This window comes from Martinezella sp. CNPSo 3795, from assembly GCF_057784475.1.
In genome coordinates this window covers 108652-124070 of the sequence record NZ_JBXSOQ010000013.1, presented here as the reverse complement: position 1 = coordinate 124070, position 15419 = coordinate 108652, and the positions used below count along the sequence as shown (strand labels likewise).

The 15419-nt window shown below is 61.7% G+C and carries 18 protein-coding genes; 1 reads left to right on the top strand and 17 read right to left on the bottom strand.

Annotated features, from left to right (window positions below; translation table 11 throughout):
• Positions 1 to 52 precede the first annotated feature (52 nt).
• The 12 genes from phnE (AC13QY_RS27560) to phnG all read right to left on the bottom strand — a co-directional run bounded on the left by phnE (AC13QY_RS27560) (position 53) and on the right by phnG (position 10398).
• Positions 53 to 1399 carry a phosphonate ABC transporter, permease protein PhnE gene (gene phnE, locus AC13QY_RS27560; RefSeq protein WP_488494313.1) on the bottom strand — a complete coding sequence of 449 codons (1347 nt, stop codon included), beginning with the start codon at positions 1397 to 1399 and terminating at the stop codon, positions 53 to 55.
• An 8-nt stretch (positions 1400 to 1407) separates the two neighbouring features.
• Positions 1408 to 2388, bottom strand: a complete 981-nt coding sequence (phnE, locus tag AC13QY_RS27555) for a phosphonate ABC transporter, permease protein PhnE (RefSeq protein ID WP_488494312.1) — start codon at positions 2386 to 2388, stop codon at positions 1408 to 1410.
• Between the two features lie 66 nt (positions 2389 to 2454).
• Complete coding sequence (gene phnD, locus AC13QY_RS27550; protein ID WP_488494311.1) at positions 2455 to 3366, bottom strand: phosphonate ABC transporter substrate-binding protein; 912 nt, start codon at positions 3364 to 3366, stop codon at positions 2455 to 2457.
• 95 nt (positions 3367 to 3461) lie between these two features.
• A complete protein-coding gene (gene phnC / locus AC13QY_RS27545; protein WP_488494310.1) occupies positions 3462 to 4316 on the bottom strand; it encodes a phosphonate ABC transporter ATP-binding protein in 855 nt (284 codons plus the stop codon).
• Between the two features lie 224 nt (positions 4317 to 4540).
• Positions 4541 to 5095 carry a pyridoxamine 5'-phosphate oxidase family protein gene (locus AC13QY_RS27540; protein WP_269245691.1) on the bottom strand — a complete coding sequence of 185 codons (555 nt, stop codon included), beginning with the start codon at positions 5093 to 5095 and terminating at the stop codon, positions 4541 to 4543.
• A gap of 90 nt (positions 5096 to 5185) precedes the next feature.
• Entirely contained in the window at positions 5186 to 5803 is a 618-nt protein-coding gene (locus AC13QY_RS27535) for a DapH/DapD/GlmU-related protein (RefSeq protein ID WP_269245690.1), read from the bottom strand.
• A complete protein-coding gene (gene phnL, locus AC13QY_RS27530; RefSeq protein ID WP_113333859.1) occupies positions 5800 to 6507 on the bottom strand; it encodes a phosphonate C-P lyase system protein PhnL in 708 nt (235 codons plus the stop codon). Before phnL ends, AC13QY_RS27535 begins: the two co-directional genes overlap by 4 nt.
• 9 nt (positions 6508 to 6516) lie before the next feature.
• Positions 6517 to 7293, bottom strand: coding sequence for a phosphonate C-P lyase system protein PhnK (gene phnK / locus AC13QY_RS27525; protein ID WP_015338361.1), 777 nt, complete (start codon positions 7291 to 7293; stop codon positions 6517 to 6519).
• Entirely contained in the window at positions 7290 to 8186 is an 897-nt protein-coding gene (locus tag AC13QY_RS27520) for an alpha-D-ribose 1-methylphosphonate 5-phosphate C-P-lyase PhnJ (protein WP_488494309.1), read from the bottom strand. The genes phnK and AC13QY_RS27520 overlap by 4 nt, the downstream gene beginning before the upstream one ends.
• Positions 8183 to 9292, bottom strand: coding sequence for a carbon-phosphorus lyase complex subunit (locus tag AC13QY_RS27515; protein ID WP_488494308.1), 1110 nt, complete (start codon positions 9290 to 9292; stop codon positions 8183 to 8185). The genes AC13QY_RS27520 and AC13QY_RS27515 overlap by 4 nt, the downstream gene beginning before the upstream one ends.
• A 3-nt stretch (positions 9293 to 9295) precedes the next feature.
• Entirely contained in the window at positions 9296 to 9922 is a 627-nt protein-coding gene (gene phnH / locus AC13QY_RS27510; protein WP_152094642.1) for a phosphonate C-P lyase system protein PhnH, read from the bottom strand.
• Entirely contained in the window at positions 9922 to 10398 is a 477-nt protein-coding gene (gene phnG / locus AC13QY_RS27505; protein ID WP_488494307.1) for a phosphonate C-P lyase system protein PhnG, read from the bottom strand. Before phnG ends, phnH begins: the two co-directional genes overlap by 1 nt.
• Positions 10399 to 10499: 101 nt before the next feature.
• On the opposite strand from phnG, the gene phnF reads away from it, so the two are divergent.
• A complete protein-coding gene (gene phnF, locus AC13QY_RS27500; RefSeq protein ID WP_145645957.1) occupies positions 10500 to 11234 on the top strand; it encodes a phosphonate metabolism transcriptional regulator PhnF in 735 nt (244 codons plus the stop codon).
• A gap of 7 nt (positions 11235 to 11241) precedes the next feature.
• On the opposite strand, the gene AC13QY_RS27495 is transcribed toward phnF, so the two are convergent.
• From AC13QY_RS27495 to AC13QY_RS27475, 5 genes are all read right to left on the bottom strand, one after another.
• Entirely contained in the window at positions 11242 to 11538 is a 297-nt protein-coding gene (locus AC13QY_RS27495) for a type II toxin-antitoxin system RelE/ParE family toxin (RefSeq protein WP_488494306.1), read from the bottom strand.
• Entirely contained in the window at positions 11535 to 11825 is a 291-nt protein-coding gene (locus AC13QY_RS27490; protein ID WP_488494305.1) for a CopG family ribbon-helix-helix protein, read from the bottom strand. Before AC13QY_RS27490 ends, AC13QY_RS27495 begins: the two co-directional genes overlap by 4 nt.
• Positions 11826 to 11924: 99 nt before the next feature.
• Positions 11925 to 12560 carry a 2,3-bisphosphoglycerate-dependent phosphoglycerate mutase gene (locus AC13QY_RS27485; protein WP_112341831.1) on the bottom strand — a complete coding sequence of 212 codons (636 nt, stop codon included), beginning with the start codon at positions 12558 to 12560 and terminating at the stop codon, positions 11925 to 11927.
• 121 nt (positions 12561 to 12681) lie between these two features.
• On the bottom strand, positions 12682 to 13506 hold the full coding sequence (gene dapB, locus AC13QY_RS27480; protein WP_488494304.1) for a 4-hydroxy-tetrahydrodipicolinate reductase: 825 nt from the start codon (positions 13504 to 13506) through the stop codon (positions 12682 to 12684).
• A 14-nt stretch (positions 13507 to 13520) separates the two neighbouring features.
• Entirely contained in the window at positions 13521 to 15260 is a 1740-nt protein-coding gene (locus AC13QY_RS27475; RefSeq protein WP_488494337.1) for an ABC transporter ATP-binding protein, read from the bottom strand.
• Between the last annotated feature and the right edge of the window lie 159 nt (positions 15261 to 15419).

Below are 15419 nucleotides of genomic sequence, written 5' to 3'. Positions count from 1 at the left end.
CCGGATTCCCGTGACAGAATGATGATGCGGAACGATTTTTTCCGGTTCTTTTTTATCTGACCCGCGTGCCCATCAGCCGCGAGCGCAAGGCGTTGGATGCGGCATCGAACAGGAAGACGACGATCAGGATCAAAAGCACCATATAGGCGACATTTTCCCAGTTGGCATTGGTGCGCATGGCTTCCCAAAGTTTGAGACCTATGCCGCCCGCGCCGACGGCGCCGATGATGGTCGCGCCGCGCACGTTCGATTCCCACTGGTAGAGCGTCTGGCTGACGATGACCGGAACGATCTGCGGCATGATGCCGTAGCGATGCACGAGAATGGTCGGAGAGCCGGTGGATTTCACGCCTTCGCGTGGCTTGTTGTCGATGTTCTCAAGGCCCTCGGAATAGAGCTTGCCGAGGGTGCCCGTCTCGGTGAGGAAGATCGCGCCGCTGCCGGCGAGCGGGCCGGGGCCGAAGGCGCGGGTCAGGAACAGCGCCCAGATCAGCATGTCCACCGAACGCAGGAAATCGAAGAAGCGCTTCAATATCTGATTGAGTAGCCGGTTCGGCGTGATGTTGCGGGCGGCCAGGAAGGCGAGCGGGAAAGCCGCGAGCGAACCGAGCAGCGTGCCGAGGAAGGCCATGACGATGGTCTGGAACAGCTTGGTCCAGACGTCGCCATGCTGCCAGGCGCCATTGTTCCAGATATTGTCGAAGGCCAGCGACAGATTGGATTGCGTGGGGTCCAGTCGCGGCCCGGAAACGATCAGGCCGATGACTTCGCCAGCCGACTTGTCGAAGAAGGGCGAATGCGTATCGAAGACGAAATTGGCCCAGCCGATGAAGCGCTTGCGGATCTTCACACGATCGCTGGAAATGCTGGCATCGCCGGCAAAGCCGAGATTGACCAGGATATTGTCGTCATAAACGGTCATCCAGCTGGGAACAGGCTCGGAGCCGACGAGCTTCGGCGTGTCGCCGGTAATGTCGATCGGGATGGTGATGCCATGCGCCGTCACGATCGCCTGCGTCTTCGTTACCGTTACTGTGCGGCTGGTACCGCTGACCGAAACGGTCATGCTGCCGTCGGGATTGGTTTTCACCCAGTCCGGGTTCGGATTGTCGCCGAGCGGCGAGAAGCGCGGATATTTGATGCTGATCTTGTCGCCGGAAATGCGGAATTCCGGCTGCACGTCATAGCTCACCCACTCGCTGAGATAGATGCCGACGCGCTCCCAATGCGCTTCCGAGATGACCTTCGGCAGATCGAAGAACCATACGGCATAGATGCCGTAGAGGATGACGCCGATGAACATCATCAGCGCGCCGAAGCGCTGGCGGAAGGACCGGTGAAGGATCTCCGGGTAGCGCGCTTCGATTTCCTGCATACGGCCGGCGTCGATGACGGACATGGTCAACCTCAATGCTGCAAAAGAAAGGCATGCTCGCCGACGAGACGGCGGCGGAGCCATGCGGAAAACTGGTCGACGGCGATAATGGTCACGAAGAGCAGCAGCACCAGCGCCATCGTCTTGGCGCCGAAGCCGCGCGAGATCGAAAGCTTCAGTTCCTCGCCGATACCGCCGCCGCCGACGGCGCCGATGATCGTCGAGGCGCGGACGTTGATCTCAAGGCGCAGCAGCGCATAGGACATGAAGTTCGGCAGCACCTGCGGCATGGCGGCAAAGCGGACGCGCTCGGTCCAGCTCGCACCCACGGCGCGCATGCCTTCGTCTGGCTTCATGTCGATATTCTCGACGACTTCGTAGAACAGCTTGCCGAGCGCACCGATCGTGTGCAGGCCGACGGCGATGATGGCGGCGATCGGGCCGATCGACAGGATCGCGGAGAACAGGCCGGCAATGACGATTTCCGGGAAGGCCCGCAGGAATTCCATGATGCGCTTCGTCACCAGGCGGACTGGATTAGATGGCGACATGTTGCGGGCGGCGAAGAAGGCCAGAGGCACCGCGAAGACGAAGCCGATGATGGTCGACACCAGCGCCACGTTGATGGTGATGATCATCAGCTCGAAATATTCGGGAATGTAGAAATCGCCCCAGACATAGACGCGGCCGAGCGGGAAATTGAATTCCTCACCGCCGGCGCCGTTCGCCCCATTCGGGCTCGGCAGGTCGAAAAGGGCGCGATAGACGTCGTGCCAGTCCTTGGGGATGAGCCAGCTCAGGAAGTCGAAGAGATGCGGCAGTCGCTCGAAGAAGTGGCCGGCATTGCTTTCGTCGGCGAAGCGGACCGAACTGACGAAGGCGACGAGCAGGATCACGAGGCCGATGCCGGTGTAGAGGCGGCGCTTGGCCACCATCTTGCTCCAGGCGTCGCCGATCTCCTTGGCGCTCTGTGGCGCGCTTTGCATGTTCGGGTGCGTATCGGCGATCGTCATCAAATCCAGCCTTTGTGAATAGCAAAAGGGCGGCCGTTGCCGGCCGCCCAATTATCGGAATGCGGATCAGCCGCCGATGGCAGCCTTACGAACGTCGATAACGGCGTTGTAGAAGTCCGGGGTAACCTTGACATAACCCTTGAAATCGCCGCCTTCGACGGCGTTGAAGCACTTGGCGTCAGCCGTCGGGAGCTTCATGAAGAAGTCCGTCAGCTTGGCCTGCCATTCGGTGCCGAGAGCGTTGCGAACGACGAGCGGGCCGTTCGGGATCAGCGGCGAACGCCAGACTTCGACGAGCTTGTTGGGGTCGACGGCGCCCTTGTCGACTTCCTTGCGGAAGGTGCCGGAGGTGAAGCCGTCCTTGAAATCGCCAACGCCCGAGGAGTCATCGACAGCAACGTCGACCTTGCCGTCATAGGCGGCGAGCAGGTTGTTCTCATGGCCGCCGTTGAACTGGGTCGAAGCGAAGAACTTGTCGTTCGGAACGCCGGTGGTCTTCGGAATCTGCGTCAGCGGAACGAGGTAGCCCGAGGTGGAGTCCGGATCGGCGTAGCCGAGCTTCTTGCCCTTGGCGTCCATGATGGTCTTGATGCCGGAGGACTTGAGAGCCAGGCCGATCGAGTAGTAGCCGGTCGAGCCGTCGGTCTGCTGCGTGGTCAGGATCGGGGTAACGGCCTTCGGGTCCTTGATGGCGACGGCTGCATAGCCGGACGCGCCGAGTTCTGCGAAGTCGAGCGTGCCGCCGAGCAGGCCCTGGATAACGCCGTCATAGTCGGCGGCCGGGAACAGCGAAACCTTCTCGAAGCCGAATTCCTTCTTCAGGTGGTCGGAAAGGCAGGCGTAGTTGCGCAGACGGTCGGCTTCGTTTTCGCCGCCGAGAATGCCAACGCGGAATTCCTTGAGATCTGCAGCGTTAGCCGCAGCGCCGGCTGCGAGCGCAACAAGCGCCGTAGCGGCAAAGAGTGCTTTCTTCAACATGGGTTCGTCTCCTGATTAACCGGTGTCCCCGGATGTCTTCGGTCTGATAGAAGAAATGCGCCCTTGACGCGGGCCTTCGATCCCGGCCGTCCCTCTCAGAGACCGGCCAGTGCCAGCGGTTGCGGGCCGGCAGATTCAGTCGTCGCGGCTTGTGCGGCCGGATCGGCGATGTTGATGGAGGTCGACGTCATGGTCTCGTCGATGCCGGCGCCGTCCTTGTCGGTGCCGTAGATTTCCTTGACGGCGGCCGCCGTCAGATCGGTAGGCTTGCCGTCGAAGACGACCTTGCCGGCCGCCATGCCGACGATGCGTTCGCAATAGTTGCGTGCCGTATCCAGCGTGTGCAGGTTTGTGATGACGGTGATGCCTTCGCGCTCGTTGATATCTCGCAGCGCGTCCATGACGATCTTGGCGTTGAGCGGGTCGAGTGAGGCGATCGGCTCGTCGGCCAGCATCATCTTCGGCTGCTGCATCAGGGCACGAGCGATGGCAACACGTTGCTGCTGGCCGCCGGAAAGCGTGCCCGCCATCTGCAGTGCCGTCTGCTCGATGCCGAGGCGCTCCAGCGCCGCAATCGCCTCGATGCGCTCCTCGCGGGTGAAGACCGAAAGGAGACTCAGCATCGTCGAACGATGGTTGAGGCGGCCGAGCATGACGTTGGTGAGCACGTCGAGGCGCGGCACCAGATTGAACTGCTGGAAGATCATGGCGCAATCGCGCTGCCAGCTGCGCAGTGCACGACCGGTCAGCTTGGAGACTTCGGTGCCGGCGAAATGGATGGAACCGGAGCTCGGATCGGCCAGGCGGTTGATCATGCGCAGCAAGGTGGACTTGCCGGCGCCCGAACGGCCGATGACGCCGACCATCTGTCCCTGCGGTATGTCCAAAGTCACGGAATCGACGGCGAGCTTGTTACCAAACCGGCGTGAGACATTCCTGAGTTCGAACATAGTGCTTCCCTTTCGCGGCTCCCGGGCTGCAGAAATTTCAGCGGTACCGGTGCTAAGAACGGGCGCGTGCCCCTGTCTCGAAAGGAGTTTCGAGGGGGCTGGCGCCAACCACAAGGCAACCGATTAGTCCCGCTTCATGAAGCTCCAATGTCAGTTTTGTGTAACTGCTGTTACAATTCCCGGCGATTTTGCAAGATTAGCCGGCTGAGAGCTTTCCTTTAAGTTTAGCCGTCAAACATGCCGGTCGGCAGACCGTCTATGCTGAAGCTGTTCTTCTCGCGCCGGTATTCCTCGATGCCGTCGGGACCCTTGGCTTTCGCCCATTGGTCCAGGCTCGGCCGTTCGCCTTCATAGCTGAAGAGCGGTACGCCGAAACCACAGGACGTTTGTACGAGATCGAAGTCCAGCCATACGATCTGCCGTGCGCCGAGCGGTTCTTCGCCCTCATAGTGATCGTGCAGCAATTCGCGATATTCGGGTGTCGATCGATGGATGATCCGGCCGCGGCCATAGAGGCGCAAGATCATCGGCGGCCCTTCGACGGCGCAGAACATGATCGTCAGCCGTCCGTCGGCCTTCATATGCGCAGCGGTCTCGTTGCCACTGCCGGTGCGGTCGAGATAGATGGCGGTGTTCGGAGAGATGATGCGCAGGCACTGTGTCTCGCGGGGCGAAACATTGACACGGGAATCCGATGTTGCGGATGCCGTGAAGAAGATGTGTTGCCGCGCGATGAAATCGCGCAGCCGACCGTCGATGCTGGAAAACTGCTTTGCCATGAAAACTCCTCTCGATCCCGCATTGAAAGGACCGGCTAAGCTGGATCGCTTGTCAGCGCCTTGCAAGTCCGATGAGGGTGGAAACCGTTCTCAGGCTTCGTAGCGATCCAGAAATTCCTCCGCCGAAAGGGCGCGGAAATCCGCAAGCGCTGTGCGCAGGCGATCGTGATCCCAATCCCACCATGAAAGCTTGTCCATGCGCGCGCCGACCTCGGACGTGAAACGCTCGCGGATCAGCTTGGCCGGCACACCGCCGACGATGGTGTAGGGAGCAACGTCCTTGGAAACGACGGCGCCGGCTCCGATGACGGCACCATTGCCGACTGTCACGCCGGGCAGCACGGTCGCACCATGCCCGATCCAGACGTCATGGCCGATCACAACCCGGTTGTCGCGCCGCCAGGTGAAGAAATCCGTCTCCATATCGGCATCCGGCCAGTAGTCGGCGGCGCGATAGGTGAAGTGGTGCAGGGTCGCGCGCCATGTCGGATGGTTGGTGGCATTGATGCGCACGGCGGCGGCAATGTTCACGAACTTGCCGATCGTCGCACACCAGACCGCACCATCCTGCATGATGTAGGAATAGTCGCCCATCTCGACTTCATCGATGCGGCAGCGGTCGGAGACTTCGGTATAGCGGCCGAGCGTCGAATTGTTGACGCTGGCCGAGGGGCTGATGAAGGGTGGTTCGCCCAATTTGCGGCTCATGCGGCGGCCTTCCGCGGCGAGAACTGCGAGACATCGAGAATGCGGCTGCCGACAGCTTCGCGCACTTCCTCGTCATGGAAGATGCCGAGAAGGGCGACGCCGGCCTCCTTCTTCTGCTCGATCATGTCGACGACGACGGCCCGGTTACGGGCGTCGAGCGACGCCGTGGGCTCGTCGAGCAGCAGGATGGCGTGATCGGTGATGAAGCCGCGGGCGATGTTGACGCGCTGCTGCTCGCCGCCGGAAAAGGTGGCGGGCGGCAGCTGCCAGAGTTCCCTAGGCAGGTTCAGCCGTGCGAGCAGTTCCGCTGCCCTGTCGCGGGCATCGGTCACGCTCACACCGCGAGCGAGCAGCGGCTCGGCGACGACGTCGATGGCAGCAACACGCGGCACGGTGCGCAGGAACTGGCTGACATAGCCCATGGTCTGGCGGCGGACGTCGAGCACGGTACGCGGATCGGCTGTCGCAAGATCGACGATCCTGCCCTTGTGCGTGACAAGGATCTGGCCGCTGTCGACGGCATAATTGCCATAGATCATTTTCAAGAGCGAGCTCTTGCCGATACCCGACGGGCCGCCGAGCACGACGCATTCGCCCGAAGCGACGGAAAAGGAGACATCGGCGACAACAGGCAGGCGAATGCCGTCGCGCAGATGCATGGTGAAGCTTTTGAAGACTTCGGAAACGACGAGTGGGGTTGCCATGTTTCTTCCTCAGACCTGCAGGATCGAAGAGACCAGCAGTTGCGTATAGGGTTCGCGCGGATCGTCGAGCACGCGGTCGGTGAGACCGTGCTCGATCACCTGGCCGTCCTTCATCACCATCATGCGATGCGACAGGAGACGGGCGACCGCGAGATCGTGGGTTACGATGATGGCGGAGAGGCCGAGATCGTTGACGAGGCCGCGCACCAGATCGAGCAGGCGGGCCTGCACCGAGACGTCAAGACCGCCGGTCGGCTCGTCCATGAAGACGAGGCGCGGGCCGGTCACAAGGTTGCGGGCGATCTGCAGGCGCTGGCGCATGCCGCCGGAGAAGGCGCGGGGCTGGTCGTCGATGCGGTCGGCGTCGATCTCGACCCGCTCGAGCCAGTCGATGGCGGTATTGCGGATGTTGCCATAGTGGCGGTTGCCGATCGCCATCAGCCGCTCGCCGACATTGGCGCCGGCGGACACCGTCATACGCAGGCCATCGGCCGGGTTCTGATGCACGAAGCCCCAGTCGGTGCGCATCAGGAAGCGGCGCTCGGCCTCGTTCATGCGGAAAAGATCGCGATAGGTCTCGTCGCGCATGTGGTATTCGACACTGCCCGTCGTCGGCAGCAGCCGGGTCGAGATGCAGTTGAGCAGCGTCGTCTTGCCGGAGCCGGATTCGCCGACGATAGCCAACACTTCGCCGGGCCAGAGTTCGAAGGACACATCGCGGCAACCGATGCGGCTGCCGTAGAATTTCGAGACGTCCTTGACCTTGAGGAGGGGTGAGTCACTCATTCGGCAGCCTCCTTGCTACCAGGCAGTCCATCTGGCGCCAGCATTGGGCCGGCATGGCCATGGGCGCGACGATCCTCGCAGAAATCGGTATCGGAGCAGACGAACATGCGGCCGCCCTTGTCGTCGAGGATCACCTCGTCAAGATAGACCTGCTCGGCGCCGCAGAGAGCGCAGGGCTTGTCGAAGCGCTGCACTTCGAAGGGATGATCCTCGAAATCCAGGCTGACCACTTCGGTATAGGGCGGCACGGCATAGATGCGCTTCTCGCGGCCGGCGCCGAAGAGCTGCAGCGCATCCGACAGATGCATTTTCGGATTGTCGAACTTCGGCGTCGGTGAGGGATCCATGACGTAGCGGCCGGCGACCTTGACCGGATAGGCGTAGGTGGTGGCAATGCGTCCGTTGCGGGCGATATCCTCATAGAGCTTCACATGCATGAGGCCATATTCCTCAAGCGCATGCATCTTGCGCGTCTCGGTCTCGCGAGGCTCCAGGAAGCGCAACGGCTCCGGGATCGGCACCTGATAGACGAGCACCTGGTTTGGCCCGAGCTTGGCTTCCGGAATGCGGTGGCGCGTCTGGATGATGGTCGCCTCGTCCGTGCGGGTGGTGACGGCGACATTGGCGACCTTCTGGAAGAAGGCGCGGATGGAGACGGCGTTCGTCGTGTCGTCGGCCCCCTGGTCGATGACCTTCAGCACATCCTGCGGGCCGATGATCGCCGCCGTCAGCTGTACGCCGCCGGTGCCCCAGCCGTAAGGCATCGGCATTTCGCGGGAGGCGAAAGGCACCTGATAGCCGGGAATGGCGATCGCCTTCAGGATGGCACGGCGGATCATCCGCTTGGTCTGTTCGTCGAGATAGGCGAAATTGTAGGTGGCGAGTTCGGTCATTCGGCTGCCTCCGTCATGGGTTCCATGCCGCGATCGCGAGCGGCCTCGAAGTCGCGGCGCATGCGCCGCACCAGGTCGAGCTCGGCCTGGAAGTCGACATAATGCGGCAGTTTCAGATGTTCGACGAAGCCCGTCGCCTGCACGTTGTCTGAGTGGGAAATGACGAATTCCTCGTCCTGAGCCGGCGCAACGATGTCTTCGCCGAGCTCCTCTGCCCGCAGCGCCCGGTCCACCAGCGACATCGCCATCGCCTTGCGCTCGCTTTGGCCAAAGACGAGGCCGTAGCCCCGGGTGAACTGCGGCGGTGCCTTGGCCGAACCTTTAAACTGGTTGACCATCTGGCATTCCGTTACCTGGATGCGGCCGAGCGAAACGGCAAAGCCGAGTTCCGGCACCTCAAATTCGACCTCTACTTCGCCGATGCGGATTTCGCCGGTGAAGGGGTGGGTGCGGCCGTAGCCGCGCTGGGTCGAATAGCCGAGTGCCAGCAGGAAGCCTTCGTCGCCGCGGGCGAGCGCCTGCAGGCGAAGGTCCCGGGTCATCGGGAATTCCAGCGGCTCGCGCGTCAGGTCGCCGATCTCGTGATCGACAGGCATGGTGCCGTCGTCCTCGATCAGGCCTTCCTGGTTGAGGATTTCCGAGACGCGCATCACGCGGCCGTCCTCGGCCGGCCGCTGCATCGGCTCATCCACCGGCTCATCTGTCAAAAGGCTGGGGTCGAGCAGGCGGTGCGTGTAGTCGAAGGTTGGGCCGAGAAGCTGACCGCCCGGCAAATCCTTGTAGGTCGCGGAAATGCGGCGCTCGATCTTCATCGCTGAAGTGTCAAGCGGCTGGGAATAACCGAAGCGCGGCAGCGTGGTGCGGTAGGCTCTGAGCAGGAAGATCGCTTCGATCATGTCGCCGCGCGCCTGGCGAACGGCAAGTGCGGCCAGCGTCCGGTCATAAAGCGAGGCTTCGGCCATGACGCGATCGACCGCGAGTGCGAGCTGCGCCACGATCTGGTCGATACCGATTGCCGGCAGCGAGCGGTCGCCGCGGCGACGGTCGGCCAGCAGCCGGTGAGCATTGGCGATGGCGGCTTCGCCGCCCTTAACGGCAACATACATATGTCACAACTCCGTCGCGGTGATCTTGGTGGTGCGCGGCAGGCAGATGAATTGCCGGCCCGCCGTCAGGATGAGATCGACGCCGCGCGGGAAGAGCGCGCGATTGTCGTTCCAGATACGCAGCAGCGCATCCGGCAGCCCGATCGGGGCGATCATGGTCACATCCTTGATGCCAGGGCCTGAAAGCGCCAGTTGTTTGCCGCCCACCAGGCTTTCGATTTCCAGAACGATCGTGGTCGACCGATCGGGATATTCCTGGGTGCCGATGCCGAACTGGCTGAAGGAGGAAAGCGCCATGCCGGCTTCGATGAAGGCGAACTGCGCCTCCAGCCGTTCCGAAATGACGGGCGCTCCGGTGTGGAAGGCCAGCCATTCCGCCAGGCTTGATCTTGCCAGGCTGTTGGAGAGCCAGACAGGCGTGTCGTGATCGCAAAGGGTGAGGCCGATGGCGCCTGCGGCAACACCGAGTGGAGCGGGCGGCGCGACGTCAGCGTCAACGGTCTGCAGGGTGCCTGGACGTGCCATGGCATCCATCGTCATCTTGAAGACGCTTTGCGCGTCGAAGACCGGATCGGTGAAACCGCCGGTCAGGGCCTCGTTGCCGAAGGTCGGAGTGCTGGAAAGGCTCATCAATCTTCTCCGCGAACCATGGTGAAGAAATCGACGCGGGTTGCCGCCGTCTCTTCGGCGCGCTTGCGGTCATATTCGGCGATACGCTCGGTAACCGGCTGCAGAAGAGCCTTTTCGACGAAATCCTTCGTGGCCGATTGCTGCCAGAGTGCATCGAAAATGGCCGAAAGCCGGGCCTTTTCCCGATCCGTGCCGAGCGCGTGCGCGTGGCCGATCGTGTTGGATGCCAACCGGACGGTAGCGCGCGTCACCGTGACTTCGCCGAGGTTGAAGGGGGAGCCGCCGCCGCCGATGCGGCCGCGCACCATGACGAGCCCTGTCTCTGGTGCGCGCACCGGCTGTACCGTCGGCTTGCTCGGCAATGCCTCCCAGGCAGCCTCTAGCTCGTCGCGTTCTGCCTGCGCCAAGAGATCGGCGACGCGCTTGCGTTCCCGACGCTCCTGTGCCGCCGCTTCCTGCCTCTGTGCTGAATTCATCGCGCCTTCCTCTAAATGTCTATTGATATAGACAACCATACAAGATAGTTTTATATTTATTAGTGAGTCGTGACAAGCGTGTGACAGGGCGAGTGGGCGAGATGGCAGGGCAGAAGATACAGAGGCAGACGGGCGTAGCGCTCTGGCGGCAGATTGCCGATCGCATTCGCACGTCAATCAATCACGGCGATTTCGACGAGACGGGCATGGTGCCGCCGGAAACGGTGCTGGCGCTGCAGTTCGGCGTCAACAGGCACACGATCAGAAGTGCGCTCGCAGCACTGGCGCAGGAGGGGATCGTCCGCGCCGTGCAGGGGCGCGGCACGCTGATCGAGCGCAAGGAGCGACTGAGTTTCCCGATTTCAAGGCGCACGCGATTTTCGCAAGGGATCGGCGACCAGGTACGTGAGACCCGCAGCGTGCTGCTTGCATCGGGCGAAGAAGCTGCCAGCGCCGAATTGGCCAAACAGCTCAAGCTCAAGACAGGTACGCCGTTGATCCGGCTGGAAACGCTGGGCCAGGCGGATCATCGTCCGGTATCGCGCGCAACAAGCTGGTTCCCGGCGGATCGTTTCGGCGATATCGCCGAGATCTATCGGACGACCGGATCGATCACCAAGGCATTCAAGGAGCTTGGTGTGCCGGATTACGTCCGCGTCGTCACCGAGATCACCGCGACGCATGCCGACGAGGGCGACCTCACCGATCTGCAATTATCCCCGGGCGCCATCGTTCTCGTCGCCCAGGCGCTCAATGCGGATCTCGATAATGTCCCGGTGCAATATTCGATTTCCCGCTTCGCCGCCGATAGAGTGCGCTTCACCGTTGAGAATTGATGCCGCACTAGGGAAACGGCTGAAAATCGTTTGGCGGCCATTGCTGTGCGGCATGCAGGATACGGATTATGCGCACCGTCTCGCCTGCGAGATCGTAAATCAGCAAATAGTTTCGATGCACGACAAGCTCTCGTGTCCCGGACACGCGACCGAGCCGGCCCGTCATTGGATGGGTAATCAGCTGTTTCGACCGTTTGGCAAAGAGTTCGTCCAGCGCGAGTGCTGCGGGGACGTTTTCCGCCTCGATATAGGTATAAATTGCGCGTCGGTCAGCCCTTGCTTCGGGAGTCCAAGCAAGTTTCACGAAGAACGCCCGCTGAGTTTGCGGCGTGTTTCTTCTCGCAAGGCGGCAAATTCAGCGTCCACGTCGTCGTCAGCAATGAGGTTGCCGGCATTAGCGGAAGCAAGACCGGCCTGAACCTGCTGGCGAAACCAAATGTCATATTCGGCGACATCTTGCTGGCGCCGCACATAATCGCGCATGAAAGCCCGGAGCAACTGCGCACCGGTTTGATCATGCGCTTTCGCAGCCTCGCTGAAAGCCGCCTTCAACTCTTCTTCAACTCGGAAGGTAAATGTCGCGTCGGTCATGTCAGTCCATGTGTTACATACGCAGTGCAATGTAACACATATTGCGGCATTTCCCACCCCTCATCTCAGGCATAGGAGGGGTGGTTTCCGTTCAACAGCTCAATGCGCGCCGGACATGTCGCCGAGGACTTCCTTCGAGGCGACGGTGGAATCGGCCTTGAGCTTGTAGACCATGGGTACACCGGTCGCGAGGTTCAGCTCCAGGATCTGTGCCTTGCTCAGGCGGTCGAGAACCATGACGAGTGAGCGCAGCGAGTTGCCGTGGGCGGCCACCAGCACGTTCTGGCCGGCAAGCACGCGCGGCAGGATTTCCGTGAGATAATAGGGCCAGACGCGGGCGCCGGTGTCGCGCAGGCTTTCGCCGCCGGGCGGCGGAACGTCGTAGGAGCGGCGCCAGATGTGGACCTGCTCTTCGCCCCACTTGGCGCGGGCGTCATCCTTGTTGAGGCCGGAGAGATCGCCGTAGTCGCGCTCGTTCAGCGCCTGATCCTTGATCGTTTCAAGGCCGGGCTGGCCGATTTCATCGAGGATGATCTTCAACGTGTGCTGAGCGCGCGTCAGCGCCGAGGTGAAGGCGATATCGTACTTGATACCGTAATCGGCCAGAGCCTTGCCACCGGTCTTGGCCTCTTCGATGCCGAGCGCCGTCAGATCAGGATCCTTCCAGCCGGTAAAGAGATTCTTCAAATTCCAGTCGCTCTGCCCGTGGCGAACGAGAACGAGAGTGCCGCTCATAAATTTCTCCTTAATGAAGCAATTCCAGGAAAAGTGTGTAGCGGTTTTCCGTCCGGAATTGCGAGACAACAAAAGGCTGGAGCGGATCGGCAGTTCCAGGCCGATCCGCTCCAGGATCGGATCAACGTGTAGAAAGCCCGAGAACATCGAGCATGGAATAGAAGCCGGGTTTCTTGTCGCGCGCCCAGAGCGCCGCCTGCAGCGCGCCGCGGGCAAACAACGACCGGTCGCCGGCATTGTGCGACAGCGTCAGCCGCTCGCTTTCGCTGGCGAAGATCACCGAATGATCGCCGACCACGCCGCCGCCGCGCAGGGTCGCAAAGCCGATCGTGCCTGCCGGGCGCGGGCCGGTATGGCCGTCGCGCACGCGCACGGAATTGTCATTAAGATCTATGCCGCGGCCCTTCGCCGCCGCCTGGCCGAGCAGGAGTGCCGTGCCCGACGGCGCATCGACCTTGTGCCGATGATGCATCTCCAGCACCTCGATGTCCCAGTCGTTCGAAGGCAATGCCCGCGCCGCCTGTTCGACGAGCACGCTCAAAAGATTGATGCCAAGGCCCATATTGCCCGATTTGACGACACGGGCATGGCGTGCGGCAGCCTTGAACTTCGCCTCGTCCTCGTCCGAACATCCGGTCGTGCCGATGATATGGACGATGCGCGCCTGGGCGGCGAGACCGGCGAAGGTGACGCTGGTTGCCGGCGTCGTAAAATCGATGACGCCTTCGGCATGCAGGAAAGCGGCAAGCGGATCGTCGGTGACGGGAACGCCGATCGGCCCCAGTCCGGCGATCTCGCCGGCATCCTTGCCGATGAAGGCGGAGCCGGGGCGGGCGACGGCTGCATGCAGGGTTACGCCGTCGGTGGCGTGAATGATGCGGACGAGAGCCTGTCCCATGCGGCCCGCCGCGCCCACCACCACCAGCTTCATCGCATCGTCGCTCATGTCGTCTCTATCGTCTATTTGCGGGAATTGCTTGAAATCGCCGGTAGCTGCAGGTTGTTGAGCCGAGCGTAGAGGCCATTGTCCGATGTCGCAAGCGTCTCGTGGTTGCCTTCTTCGACAACGCGGCCGTTCTGCATGACGACGATCTTTTCGGCGCGGACAACCGTCGACAGGCGGTGCGCGATGACGACGACCGTGCGTCCGCTCATCGCTTCTTCCAGCGCCTTCTGCACGGCCGCTTCGGATTCCGTGTCGAGCGCCGAGGTCGCCTCGTCCAGAAGCAGGATTGGCGCGTTGCGCACCAGCGCGCGGGCGATCGACAGGCGCTGGCGCTGGCCGCCGGACAGCGTCACGCCGTTTTCGCCGACCGGTGTATCGTAGCCCATCGGCTGCGCCTCGATGAAATCATGGGCATAGGCAAGGCGCGCCGCATCCTCGATCTCGGCATCCGTCGCGTTCGGACGGCCGTAGCGGATATTGTCGCGGATCGTGCCTTCAAAGAGATAGGGCTGCTGCGAAACATAGGCGAGCTGTTCCCGCAGCGACTGTTTCGTCACATGCGCGATGTCCTGCCCGTCGATGAAGATGCTGCCAGCCTTGGGATCGTAGAAGCGTGGGATGAGATTGATGACAGTGGACTTGCCGGCGCCCGAAGGGCCGACGAGTGCGGTCGTCTGGCCACCCTCGGCCGTGAAGTTGACGCCGCACAGGACGGCCTCGTCGCCATAGGCGAAATGGACGTCCCGGAATTCGATGCGGGCGTCGGTTACGACGAGCGGTTTGGCATCGGGAAGATCCCGCTGGCGCGGCTCCATGTCGAGCAGCTCGTAGATCATCCGCGCGTTGACGACGGCGCGCTCCAGCTGCACCTGCAGCTTGGCGAGGCGGCGGGCCGGATCGTAGGCGAGCAGCAGCGAAGTGGCGAAGGAGAAGAACACGCCCGGCGAAACATTGTCGTAGATCGACCGGTAGGCGGCATAGGCAAAGAGGCTGGCGATCGCAAAACCGGCGACGGTTTCGATCAGCGGACCGTTGCGCTCCGAAAGGCGGGCGATGCGGTTCTGCCGGTGCTCGGCAGCGGTGATCAGCTTGTTGATCTTGCGTTCGAGCTCCTCCTCCATCGTGAAGGCTTTGACGATGGAGACGCCCTGAATTGTTTCCTGCATCGCGCCCAGCACGTGGCTGTTGAGCACGACCGCATCGCGCGTGGCGGCGCGTAGGCGCTTGGAAATATAACGCAGCGTGAGGAAAAGCGGCGGCGCGATGACGACGAATGCGATGCTGAGCACCGGGTCCTGGAAGACCATGACGCAGAGCAGCGAGATGAATGTCAGAAGGTCGCGCGCCGTCGACGTGATCGTCAGGTTCATGACATCGCGGATGCCCGAGACATTCTGGCTGATGCGGGCGGCGAGCTGCGCGGAGCGCGCTTCGTTGAAGAAGCCGACCGATAGCGTCATCAGGTGCGAATAGAGCCGGCGCTGATAACGTGCGATAATGTTGTTGCCAATCTTCGACAGGATGACCGATTGAAAATATCCAGCAAAACCGCGCACCACGAAAACGAGGAAGATGCTGAAGCAGATTTTCCAGGCATCGACGATATCGCGGGCGATAAAGGCGCTGTCGATGACCGATTTGACGATGTAGCCGATATAAGCAGTCGAAAGCGCGACAAGGATCAGGCAGGTAATCGCGATGGCGTAGCCGCGAATATGATCGCGGCCGTTCTCGGCGATAATACGCTTCAGCATGCCGGTGATGGCTTCGCTGTCGACGCTTTTGCTTTTCGGGTCAGGCAATTTCAATAATCGGCTTCCTGTCTTGAACCAAGCGAGCCGCGTCTGGCACGTGCTTGCGCGGCTCTATTAAAGAGTTAGCACGGCTTTGGCTAGACATGCCTTGCCGCGCTG

Excerpts from the sequence above, each read along its gene's own strand:
- phnL (WP_113333859.1), bottom strand. The coding sequence starts at position 6,507 with ATGGCAACCCCACTCGTCGTTTCCGAAGTCTTCAAAAGCTTCACCATG.
- phnK (WP_015338361.1), bottom strand. The coding sequence starts at position 7,293 with ATGAGTGACTCACCCCTCCTCAAGGTCAAGGACGTCTCGAAATTCTAC.
- AC13QY_RS27520 (WP_488494309.1), bottom strand. The coding sequence starts at position 8,186 with ATGACCGAACTCGCCACCTACAATTTCGCCTATCTCGACGAACAGACC.
- AC13QY_RS27540 (WP_269245691.1), bottom strand. The coding sequence starts at position 5,095 with ATGGCAAAGCAGTTTTCCAGCATCGACGGTCGGCTGCGCGATTTCATC.
- phnE (WP_488494312.1), bottom strand. The coding sequence starts at position 2,388 with ATGACGATCGCCGATACGCACCCGAACATGCAAAGCGCGCCACAGAGC.
- AC13QY_RS27475 (WP_488494337.1), bottom strand. The coding sequence starts at position 15,260 with ATGCTGAAGCGTATTATCGCCGAGAACGGCCGCGATCATATTCGCGGC.
- phnE (WP_488494313.1), bottom strand. The coding sequence starts at position 1,399 with ATGTCCGTCATCGACGCCGGCCGTATGCAGGAAATCGAAGCGCGCTAC.
- phnD (WP_488494311.1), bottom strand. The coding sequence starts at position 3,366 with ATGTTGAAGAAAGCACTCTTTGCCGCTACGGCGCTTGTTGCGCTCGCA.
- AC13QY_RS27535 (WP_269245690.1), bottom strand. The coding sequence starts at position 5,803 with ATGAGCCGCAAATTGGGCGAACCACCCTTCATCAGCCCCTCGGCCAGC.
- AC13QY_RS27485 (WP_112341831.1), bottom strand. The coding sequence starts at position 12,560 with ATGAGCGGCACTCTCGTTCTCGTTCGCCACGGGCAGAGCGACTGGAAT.
- AC13QY_RS27515 (WP_488494308.1), bottom strand. The coding sequence starts at position 9,292 with ATGTATGTTGCCGTTAAGGGCGGCGAAGCCGCCATCGCCAATGCTCAC.
- AC13QY_RS27490 (WP_488494305.1), bottom strand. The coding sequence starts at position 11,825 with ATGACCGACGCGACATTTACCTTCCGAGTTGAAGAAGAGTTGAAGGCG.
- phnG (WP_488494307.1), bottom strand. The coding sequence starts at position 10,398 with ATGAATTCAGCACAGAGGCAGGAAGCGGCGGCACAGGAGCGTCGGGAA.
- phnF (WP_145645957.1), top strand. The coding sequence starts at position 10,500 with ATGGCAGGGCAGAAGATACAGAGGCAGACGGGCGTAGCGCTCTGGCGG.
- dapB (WP_488494304.1), bottom strand. The coding sequence starts at position 13,506 with ATGAGCGACGATGCGATGAAGCTGGTGGTGGTGGGCGCGGCGGGCCGC.
- phnC (WP_488494310.1), bottom strand. The coding sequence starts at position 4,316 with ATGTTCGAACTCAGGAATGTCTCACGCCGGTTTGGTAACAAGCTCGCC.
- phnH (WP_152094642.1), bottom strand. The coding sequence starts at position 9,922 with ATGAGCCTTTCCAGCACTCCGACCTTCGGCAACGAGGCCCTGACCGGC.